The 9,600-nt window shown below is 69.3% G+C and carries 8 protein-coding genes and 1 pseudogene; 3 read left to right on the plus strand and 6 right to left on the minus strand.

The annotated features are described in order from the left end of the window. Nucleotides 1-296 precede the first annotated feature (296 nt). The 3 genes from I0Q12_RS13225 (at nucleotide 297) to I0Q12_RS13235 (ending at nucleotide 3,936) form a co-directional block, all read left to right on the plus strand. Entirely contained in the window at nucleotides 297-1,400 is a 1,104-nt protein-coding gene (locus I0Q12_RS13225; protein WP_197252352.1) for an NAD(P)/FAD-dependent oxidoreductase, read from the plus strand. A gap of 37 nt (nucleotides 1,401-1,437) precedes the next feature. Continuing rightward, the gene (locus tag I0Q12_RS13230; RefSeq protein WP_197252353.1) at nucleotides 1,438-3,054 is read left to right on the plus strand and encodes a helix-turn-helix transcriptional regulator; all 1,617 of its coding nucleotides are present in this window, start codon (nucleotides 1,438-1,440) and stop codon (nucleotides 3,052-3,054) included. A gap of 180 nt (nucleotides 3,055-3,234) precedes the next feature. Beyond that, complete coding sequence (locus tag I0Q12_RS13235; RefSeq protein WP_197252354.1) at nucleotides 3,235-3,936, plus strand: hypothetical protein; 702 nt, start codon at nucleotides 3,235-3,237, stop codon at nucleotides 3,934-3,936. 91 nt (nucleotides 3,937-4,027) lie between these two features. Here I0Q12_RS13235 and I0Q12_RS13240 read toward each other — a convergent pair. The 6 genes and pseudogenes from I0Q12_RS13240 to I0Q12_RS13265 form a co-directional block, all read right to left on the minus strand. Continuing rightward, a pseudogene (locus tag I0Q12_RS13240) lies at nucleotides 4,028-4,724 on the minus strand (anti-sigma factor domain-containing protein). After that, nucleotides 4,721-5,290, minus strand: coding sequence for a sigma-70 family RNA polymerase sigma factor (locus I0Q12_RS13245; protein WP_197252356.1), 570 nt, complete (start codon nucleotides 5,288-5,290; stop codon nucleotides 4,721-4,723). The pseudogene I0Q12_RS13240 and the gene I0Q12_RS13245 overlap by 4 nt, the downstream one beginning before the upstream one ends. 82 nt (nucleotides 5,291-5,372) lie before the next feature. Then, nucleotides 5,373-6,242 carry a DUF1295 domain-containing protein gene (locus tag I0Q12_RS13250; protein ID WP_197252357.1) on the minus strand — a complete coding sequence of 290 codons (870 nt, stop codon included), beginning with the start codon at nucleotides 6,240-6,242 and terminating at the stop codon, nucleotides 5,373-5,375. Next, nucleotides 6,239-7,516: a class I SAM-dependent methyltransferase gene (locus I0Q12_RS13255; protein ID WP_197252358.1), complete on the minus strand. Its 1,278-nt coding sequence runs from the start codon at nucleotides 7,514-7,516 to the stop codon at nucleotides 6,239-6,241. Before I0Q12_RS13255 ends, I0Q12_RS13250 begins: the two co-directional genes overlap by 4 nt. Then, nucleotides 7,513-8,250: a DUF1365 domain-containing protein gene (locus I0Q12_RS13260; protein ID WP_197252359.1), complete on the minus strand. Its 738-nt coding sequence runs from the start codon at nucleotides 8,248-8,250 to the stop codon at nucleotides 7,513-7,515. The genes I0Q12_RS13255 and I0Q12_RS13260 overlap by 4 nt, the downstream gene beginning before the upstream one ends. Continuing rightward, nucleotides 8,247-9,578 carry an NAD(P)/FAD-dependent oxidoreductase gene (locus I0Q12_RS13265; RefSeq protein WP_197252360.1) on the minus strand — a complete coding sequence of 444 codons (1,332 nt, stop codon included), beginning with the start codon at nucleotides 9,576-9,578 and terminating at the stop codon, nucleotides 8,247-8,249. Before I0Q12_RS13265 ends, I0Q12_RS13260 begins: the two co-directional genes overlap by 4 nt. Between the last annotated feature and the right edge of the window lie 22 nt (nucleotides 9,579-9,600).

Genomic DNA, 9,600 nt, shown 5'->3' on the forward strand with positions numbered 1-9,600 from the left:
CTGCGATCGCGACCTTCACCGAAGTCGGTCTCGCTGCGACAGTTCGGGTTTCGGAGGAGCACGACGCCACCGTGGTGGTCGGCACCCGTCCGTCGTAGCGTGCCTCTAGCCGCTGACGGCCTAGACAGGAGCGCGATGCATGCCGCGCGCTGCTGTCTTCTCGGCGCGTCGGTAGCTCCGGCCGGATGATCTACCCATCCGCCCGGTCGGGAGTTGGGTAATTCGCCCGAGGCGGCGGATCGGCCTGCGCTCCTAGCGTGAGAGACGTTCACAGCAGTACTCACGCGGAGGTTCCCATGACCACCGAACATGTCGAAACCGTCATCATCGGAGCAGGCCAGGCCGGTCTGTCCACGGGTTACCACCTCCGTCGCCGGGGGCGGCCGTTCCTGATCATCGATGCGAGCGACCACATCGGGGACCACTGGCGCAACCAGTGGGACACCCTCCGGCTGTACACCCCGACGAAATACGACAGTCTGCCGGGACTGCGCTTTCCGGGTGGGCCGTGGACGTTCCCCGGCAAGGACGACGTCGCCGCCTACCTGAACTCGTACGCCGAGACGTTCGAGCTGCCGGTCCGCATGCGCACCCGGGTCGAGCGGCTCTCCGCCTCGGACGACGGCTACGTCCTCGACTGCGGGGACCGGAGGATCACCGCCGAAAACGTCGTCGTCGCCACCGGCACCTTCGGCCGCACACCGAAGCTGCCGGACTTCGCCGTCGACCTCGATCCGTCCATCCGGCAGCTCCACTCGAGCGAGTACCGCCGTCCCGCGCAGCTCAGGCCCGGTCCGGTCCTCGTCGTCGGCGCCTCCCACTCGGGCACCGACATCGCCTACGAGGTCGCCGCGAGCCATCCCACGATCCTCTGCGGCCGGGATTGCGGCCAGCTCCCGGTGCGTCCGGAAAGCCCGGGGTTCCGGGTGGTCTTCCCCGTCATGGTGTTCGTCGCCAAGCATGTGCTCACGCGGCGGACCCCGATCGGGCGCAAGGTGATGGCCGAGATCCGATTCCACGGTGGGCCGATGATCCGGGTCAAGCGGCAGGATCTCCGTGACCGCGGTGTCACGCGCGTGCCCGACCGGGTCGTGGGTGTCCGCGACGGCCTTCCGTTGCTCGCCGACGGAACCGTCGCCGATGTGACAAATGTGGTGTGGTGCACCGGCTTCCGTCAGGTGTTCGACTGGATCGATCTGCCCGTTTTCGGCGACGACGGCTGGCCGAAGGAAATGCGAGGCGTGGTCGCGGACGCACCGGGTCTGTACTTCTGCGGGCTCTCGTTCCAGTACGGATTCGGGTCGATGGTCCTGCCGGGTGTCGGCTACGACGCCGAGTTCCTGGCCCGGACGATCAGTGCGCGTCGCGCCGAGGCGGCTTCGCAACCCGCCGCTGCCTGACCCCACCGCGCGTATCCTCCGAAATGGAGGACACGCGATGGGCATCGTGGAGGATCTGGCGCGGGCACGCGAGGCGTTCGAACGCCGCGAATGGGCCGTAGCGTTCGACCGGCTATCCTGCGCCGGCACCCTCGACGCCGGGGACCTCGACGACCTGGCCACTGCGGCCTTTCTCTCCGGCGAAGTCGACGCCGCCGTCCGCGCGTTCCAGCGCGGCTATGCGGCCGAGGTGCGGCAGTGCAACCCGCTCGGCGCGGTTCGGTTCGCCTGCTGGTTGTGCCTCGTGCTGAGCCTGCGCGGGGAGATGGCCGTGGCCGGTGGCTGGGTCGCGAGGGCGCAGCGCCTGCTGGGGGACCGGTCCGACGACGTGGCGACGGGCTTCCTCTCGTTGTTCGAGATGCATCGACACCTCGCGGGCGGCGATATCGCCGGTGCGGAGGTCGCCGCGAACCGGATGAGCGACGCCGGGTCCCGCAGCGGGAACGCCGACCTGATCGCGTTGGGCCTGATGGGCAGAGGGCGCATGCTGATGTATTCCGGGCACGTGCCCGAGGGGCTCGATCTGCTCGACGAGGCGATGGTCGGGGTCGCGGCTTCCGAGGTGTCACCGATCGTCGCGGGAATGATCTACTGCTCCATGATCGAGGCCTGCCAGGAGGTGGCCGACTTCGTCCGGGCCGAGTCGTGGACGTCCGCCCTGACCAGGTGGTGCGAAGCCCAGCCGTCCCTGGTCCCGTTCACCGGCCAGTGTGCGGTCCACCGCGGGCAGATCCTGCGATTGCACGGGGCATTCCCGGAAGCGATCGACGAATTCGCCCATGCTGCACAGAGATACACGGAAACCGGAACCCCGGGAGCTGCCGGGCTCGCGCTGGCCGAACAGGGCGACGTGCTACGGATCCGAGGCGAGTACGACGGGGCCGAGGCCGCGTTCACCGAAGCATCCGTTCTCGGCTACGAACCCCAACCGGGTCTCGCTCTCCTGTGGTCGTGCCGGGGGAGAACATCCCAGGCTGTCGCGGCGGTCCGCAGGCTTCTCGCGGAAACCCCGGATCCCGTGCGGCGATCGCGGTTGCTACCGGCCGCCGTGGAAGTGCTGACCGGCGGGCACCAGATCGACGAGGCACGCACCGCCGCCCGGGAACTGACGGAGCTGTCCGCCGGATTCGGGTGCATCGGGTTGCGGGCGATGGCCGCGTACGCCTGCGGGATCGTCGAACTCGCTTCGGGTGAAACGGAATCCGCGCTCCGCTCCGCACGGGACGCCTGCCGGATCTGGACGGACCTCGACGCACCCTACGAAGCCGCCCGGTCGCGGGTGCTCGTCGGGACCGCTGTCCGGGAGATCGGCGACGAGTACTCGGCTCGGGCGGAATTGACCGCGGCCCGTGGGATATTCGACCGGTTGGGTGCCGTACCGGACGGACGGGATGTCGACCGGATGCTGCGGCACGGTCTGCCGGGCGGGCTGACGGAACGCGAGGTCGAGGTGCTTCGCCTCGTCGCCACCGGCTGCAGCAATCCGGAGATCGCCGAGCGGCTGGTGCTGAGCGAGAAGACGGTGGCCCGGCACCTGAGCAACATCTTCACGAAGCTCGACGTCACCTCCCGCACCGCGGCCGCGGCCTACGCGCACGAGCACGGGTTGTTGTGATCTGTGGACCGCTGCCGTCGTGCGCCCGCAACCGCTGACAGGCAAGACAGCAGCGCGATGTATGCCGCGCGCTGCTGTCTTCGCGTCGCGCGGCTCGAGGGGATGGCCGCGTGTCCGGCGTCGAATTCCTGTACCCGGGGGGGACCCTATCCGGGGAGGACAGAAAAGGATTTGCGGTAAATGGTGTTCGAGGTCAAGGTCACTCACCGGGTCACGTCGACCGGGGTGGCGGCGTGTGAGGTCCACCCCGATCTCTTCGTCGACGAAATGGGACGGGTCTTCACGACCGCCCAGGCTGTGGTGGACGAAGCACACATTCCCGCCGGGATCCGTTCGGTGGACGACGACGCGGTCTTCGTCGTCGAGGACGAGGCGATCGAGCTCGCAGTCGACTGGATCGAGGTGTTGTCCGGCGATCGCAGGGCTGCGAAGCGGCTCGAGCAGCGAACCCAGCGTCGGTGGGCTCCTGTGGCCGGGCCCGGTCCGCTCGTGCGTCCCGACGTCGACTGGGCATCGCTGCGAAGGGACAAGCGGACCGTGGAGTTCGCGGTGCGGGCGTCGCATCGCATCAAGTCGCTTGGGGAGCTGGCCTGTGAGCTCTACCCTGATGTGTTCGTCGGAAAGGACAGCAGGGGAGCGTATTCCAGATACGCCGGCATGGCGATGCAACAGCCCGGCGACTTCGTCCAAGAGCTGTCGGCCGGTACGCAGGAGTGGTTCCGTGTCCAGGGTTTGAAGGAAGCTCTCAGCTGGACGTCGACCGTCGCCAAGATTCGCGACGAGTTCTGGTTGAAGCGGCACGGAGAACGCAGAGCCTTCGACTGGGTGCCGGTCGGACCGATGGGTCCTGCCTGCCCGCCGCGCAGCGTCCTGACTCCCTGACCAGCAGCCGCCGACGGCCGAGACAAGAGCGCGATGCATGCCGCGTGCCGGTGACTTCCCGGCGCGCGGATACCGCGCGGATGGCTCCGGATCAGGTCAACGGCAGTTCGGCGAAGATGCTCGACGGCTGGGTGGAGCCGCCGGTCGGTTCGACACTGAAGCCCAATGCGGTTGCGCCGGAGAGGTCGTCGAGCACGGCCGTCGTCGACGGGGCGACGTCGTCGGGGGTCATGGTGCCGGCGGAGGTCATGCCTTCGGGGCTGATCAGCCACATCTGGTAGACGGTGCCCTCGCTCGGCGGGGTCACGTTGTTCATCACCAGGACCCCGGCGTCGACCTCCTTCGAGTAGACGACGGTCGCGGTGCCGCCGCCCTCGATGGAGCCCGACGTCGTGCGCACGTCGTCGGCCGCGAGGATCTGCGCGGACGTCGGGGGAGGGGTGACGTCCTGGCGGACCCACGATCCGACGCCGATTGCGGTACTGCTCGAGCGAAATCGGCCGAGACGTCGCCTCCGGCGCGGAAGTGCCTGTGGTGTCGATGGTTTCGAGCAGACGTTGCCGGACCCGTTCGGGTGGTTCCACGGCGCCGACGGCGGAGACCTGCGCCATCGCCGCCCGGACCTCCCGGACCTCCCGCTCGAATTCGGCGGCCACCTCGGGGCCGGCGGCGGCGACGCGCGCGTCGATCTCGTCGCGTTCGGAATCCGAAACCGCGTCGAGGGCGTAGACCGCGGCGAGATCGAGAAGGTCGTCACCGCCGAAATCGGCATGGGTGCTGTTCGTCATCGCTGCTCACCCCCAAGGCAATTCCGCAGACGGAGCAATCCGTCCCTGATTCTCGATTTGACGGTCGGGAGCGAGGCGGACAACTGTTCCGACACCTCCCGGTAGGTCAGGCCGTTGTAGTACGCGAGCTCGACCGACTGTCGCTGCAGATCGGTGAGCGTGCCGAGGCAGTCCGCGACCTGCTGCGTGTCGTCGCGGCGCACCACCTCCTCGCTCACCGCGTCGAAGGCCGCCTCCGTGGACAGGGCCCCGTAGCGGGCCTCCCGGTCGGCGCCGGACTGTTCGGAACGGACCCGGTCGACCGCCCGGCGGTGGGCCAGGGTGATCAGCCACGACAGCGCCGAACCCTGAGAGGGATCGAACCCGGAGGCCGTGCGCCACACCTGCAGGTAGACCTCCTGCAGCGTTTCCTCGCTGTATCCCGGATCGCGCAGCACCCGCAGCACCATGCCGTAGGCACGGGCGCGCGTGAGGTCGTAGAACTCGGCAAAGGCCGACCGGTCCTCCGTCGCGATCTTCGCGAGGAGTCCGTCGAGTGTGTCGGTGCCGCCGCCGACGTCCGTCATCGGCCGTGTCCGCTCATCGCCGGAAAGCCTAGCTGGGCGAATCGGGCAGCTCAACTCGCTTCGGCGACGGAAGCGTGCGGGGTCAACCGGTGGCGCGGGGGCGAACATGACTCTCAGCTCCGTCGAGCGCGCGGCGCGGGGGCCGCGGAAGGAAGTACGAGGTGCGCTGCTGGTACTCGGGGTAGCCCGGGCGCTGCGACATCGAGCGCTCCAGTAGCCGCGCACCGGTGGCGTACACCAGGAAGTACGTCATGATCGCGGGCGAGGCGACGGTGAGCACACCCGGCCACACGCTCGCGGCGATCAGCCACAGGCCCCACCACACCGTGGCGTCACCGAAGTAGTTCGGATGACGGGTCCACGCCCACAGCCCACGATCCATGATCCGGCCGCGGTTGGCGGGGTCGGCCTTGAACGCGCGCAGCTGCCGGTCGCCGACCGCCTCGAACACGAACCCCACAGCCCACAGCACCACACCGGCGACCAGCGCGACCGTGCCGAGACCGCGGGTGGGTCCGGCGACCGCGGACACCTGGATCGGCAGGGAGACGAACCACTGCGCGGCTCCCTGGGTGACGAAGATCTTCCGCACCACGATCGCGATTCCCGTCGCTTCGCTCGCCCCGTTGCCGACGGAGGCGCCGCCGGCCCGGTTCAGCAGAGCCGTGTACCGCGGGTCCTCGCCCTTGCCCGCGGACTTGCGGTGCATGTGCCAGGTCAGCCGCACACCCCACAGGGCGACGAGCACGAGCAGCAGCACACGGCGGACCGGGTCGCCGCTGCCGAGCGCCGCCGCGACCGCGGCGACGTACACGAAGCCCGCGCCCCACGCGACGTCGACGACGTTGTACCGGCCGATCCGGCGCCCGACGGCGAACGTGGCCGCTTGCAGGACCGCGAGCCCGGCAAGGCTGACCAGCGTGACGGTGAGGAAACTGCTCCAGGCGCTCACGGCCGGGCCTCCTTCGCGAGAACGATGTGCTGGACGTCGAGGTAGCCGGAGCGGAAACCGGCCTCCGAGTAGGCGAGATAAAAATCCCACATCCGGCGGAAGGTCGCGTCGAATCCGAGCGCCGTGACCCGGTCGCTTTTCGCGGTGAACCGTTCGCGCCACAACCGCAGCGTCTCGGCGTAGTGCTCACCGAAGCCGAGACGGTCGACGGTGCGCAGCGACGTGTGGTCCCGGGTGATCGTCTCGATCGCCTCGGTGGACGGCAGCAGCCCGCCGGGGAAGACGTACTTGTGGATCCACGTGTAGGTGTCGCGGGTCGCCAGCATCCGCTCGTGCGGCATGGTGATCGCCTGCAGGGCGACGCGCCCGCCGGGACGCAGCAGCCGGTCGAGGACGCGGAAGTAGGTGGGCCAATAGTCGTAACCGACGGCCTCGATCATCTCCACCGACACGATGGCGTCGTACTCGCCGTCGATCGCGCGGTAGTCGAGCAGATCGATCTGCACCGCGTCGCCGAGCCCGGCCTCGGCGATGCGGAGGCGCGCGAGTTCCTGCTGTTCGCTCGACAGCGTCACCGATCGGACCTGCGCCCCGCGCTGCGCCGCCCGCAGGCTCAGCTCTCCCCAGCCCGTGCCGACTTCGAGAAGACGTGTGCCGGGGCCGACGCGCGCGGCGTCGAGCAGGCGGTCGATCTTGCGCCTCTGTGCCTGTGCGAGGTCGTCCCAGCGGGCCGGGAATTCGTCGAACAGGGCGCTCGAATAGGTCAGGGTTTCGTCGAGGAACGATTCGAACAGGTCGTTGGACAGGTCGTAGTGGCGGGAGATGTTCGAGCGGGTGTTCTTCTCCGAGTTGCGTTCCGCGGCAGGGTGGCCGGCGACGAACAGGCGGCGCAGTCGCTGCAGCGGGCGGGGGATCAACCGGTCGACCTCGGCCGCGAAGGGGGTGAGCACCGCGACCGGGTCGGGTGCCGCCCAGTCCCCGGCCATGTAGGCCTCGCCGAATCCGATGAGCCCCGCGGTCCCGAGGCGCCGGGCGAATGCCTCGGGCCGGCGGATGATCATGCGCGGCAGGATCCGCCCCCGCGCTGCGGCACCGACCACGGTGCCGTCGGGATATTCCACGCGCACATCCAGCCGGGACGCGGCGCGGCGGAACAGGCGGTCGGCGACCGTACCGGCCACCCGTGCGTGCCGGTCGGCGCGGACGCCGGCGATGTCGGGCCAACGCTGCGCGTTCACGGCGGGTGCGGTGTCGTCGAGTTCCGGTGCGGTCATCGGACTTCCTCCAGGAGACGGTGGCCGGTGGGCCGGGGGACGAGGGGCAGTCTGCGCAGCCACAGGGCGATGCCCTGCCGTCGGATACGGGCCGAGACCAACAGCGGCGCAAGAGGATCGGTGAGCTGTGCGACCGCGACGGTGGCGGCGGTCGCCCGTTGTGCCCGGCCTCGCATCGTCGCGGTGAACGGGATCGACCCGTTCCGGTGCAGGATGACCGCCACCTTCAGCTCGTTCCCCGGTTCCGGGACGGACAGGTGGTAGCGGCCGTCGACGGGATTGAACGGGGAGACGTAGAACGCCTTGTCGACCTCGGCGCGACCCGTGGCGTCGGTGCGCACCAGGTAACAGTGGCGGCCGCCGTACGTGTTGTGCACCTCGGCGACCACGCACACGAGAGCGCCCGTGTCGTCGTGGCACCAGAACAGGCTCAGCGGGTTGAACACGTAGCCGAGCACCCGGGCGTTGAGCAGGGCGGTCACCCGCCCGCCGCGCAGGTCGATGCCGCGGTCCGCGAGGTAGGCGTCGAGGGCGTCGCGCAGTGTCGCCCGCGGCTGCGGATCGTCGAAATGGTCGGCGGGGTCGAAACGCGCGAAGGGCCGCAACCACAGCGGGAGCCGGGGGAGGTCGTCGAGGTCGACGAACCAGCTGTAGCTGCGGTATTCGAAGCCGTGCCGGATCGGGGCGTGGCGGGTGTGCCGGATCCGGGTCCGGTAGAGCGACGGGGTGGTCATGGCGCGAGCACCTCCGCCTCGGCGTGCGGGAACTTCGTGGGGGCGCTGTCCCATTCGACACCGAGACGACGTGCCGCCTCGACGCCGGAACGCGCGCCGTCCTCGTGGAATCCCCAACCGTGATAAGCGCCGGCGAAAGCGAGTGTGTCGCTGCCGAGTTCCGCAAGACGCTGCTGCGCTGCCACCGATTCCGGTGTGTACAACGGGTGTTCGTAGGTCATCTCGGCGATCACCTTGTCCGGGTCGACGCGGTCGGCGCCGCCGAGCGTGACGAGGAAACGCCGATCGGTGACGGTGGAGATCCGCATCAGCCGGCTCATGTCGTAGGTGACGACCACCGAGCCGCTGCCGTCGCCGTCGCGGGGGATCAGATAGTTCCACGACGCCCGGGCGCGTTCGGCGCGGGGCAGCAGCGACGTGTCGGTGTGCAGCTGGGCGTGGTTGACGGAGTACGGCATCGCGCCGAGAACCTGCTGCTCGAGGGTGGTGGGACGGGCGAGCATCGCCAGGGCGTGCCGGGGGTGTGTCGCGATGACCGCGGCGTCGAAGGCGCGTGCGTCCCCGTCCCCGGCGACCACGCGGACACCGTCGCCGGTGCGTTCGACGTGGTGCACGGGGGTGTGGACGAGCACTTCGTCGAGCCCGGCGGCGATCTTCTCGACGTAGCGGGCCGAGCCACCCGTCACGGTGCGCCACGTCGGTGATCCGAAGACGGTGAGCATGCCGTGGTGTTCGAGAAAGGTGAACAGATAGCGTGCCGGATAGCGGGTGGCCTGCGCCGGATCGCACGACCAGACCGCCGCGACCAGCGGCGTCATGAAGTGTTCCTCGAAGTACCGCGAAAAGCGATGCCGGGCGAGGAATTCCGCGAGCGTGACGTCTCCGGGGTCACCGCTCTCGGCGAGCAGGGCACGGGCGAGGCGATGGAACCGGACGACCTCGCCGAGCATGTGCAGGTAGCGGGGGCGGGTCAGCGAGCGCAGGCCGGGGAACAGACCGGGCAGACCCTTTGCGCCCGCGTATTCGAGTCCGGTCGCGTCGGACCGGATGGACATCGACATGTCGGTGTCCTGCGTGGCGACGCCCAGTTCGTCGAACAGTCGCAGCAACGTCGGATAGGTGCGGTCGTTGTGCACGATGAACCCGGTGTCCACGGGCACCCGCACCCCGTTCCCGAGGTCGACGTCGTGGGTGTGGGCGTGGCCGCCGAGACGCGCGTCGGCTTCGAACAGGGTGACGCGGTCGCGGCGGGCGAGGACGTGGGCCGCGGTGAGGCCCGCGACGCCACTGCCGATCACGGCGACGGAACGGGGCCGGTCATGCTTCACGGGAGCCTCCGGGGGAGTGGGT

It is taken from the genome of Rhodococcus sp. CX (assembly GCF_015865005.1).
In the GTDB taxonomy this organism is placed as follows: domain Bacteria; phylum Actinomycetota; class Actinomycetes; order Mycobacteriales; family Mycobacteriaceae; genus Rhodococcus.

Bases quoted from the DNA above. Each gene is read 5' to 3' on its own strand.
- I0Q12_RS13225 (WP_197252352.1), top strand. From the start codon at position 297: ATGACCACCGAACATGTCGAAACCGTCATCATCGGAGCAGGCCAGGCC.
- I0Q12_RS13230 (WP_197252353.1), top strand. From the start codon at position 1,438: ATGGGCATCGTGGAGGATCTGGCGCGGGCACGCGAGGCGTTCGAACGC.
- I0Q12_RS13235 (WP_197252354.1), top strand. From the start codon at position 3,235: ATGGTGTTCGAGGTCAAGGTCACTCACCGGGTCACGTCGACCGGGGTG.
- I0Q12_RS13245 (WP_197252356.1), bottom strand. From the start codon at position 5,290: ATGACGGACGTCGGCGGCGGCACCGACACACTCGACGGACTCCTCGCG.
- I0Q12_RS13255 (WP_197252358.1), bottom strand. From the start codon at position 7,516: ATGACCGCACCGGAACTCGACGACACCGCACCCGCCGTGAACGCGCAG.
- I0Q12_RS13260 (WP_197252359.1), bottom strand. From the start codon at position 8,250: ATGACCACCCCGTCGCTCTACCGGACCCGGATCCGGCACACCCGCCAC.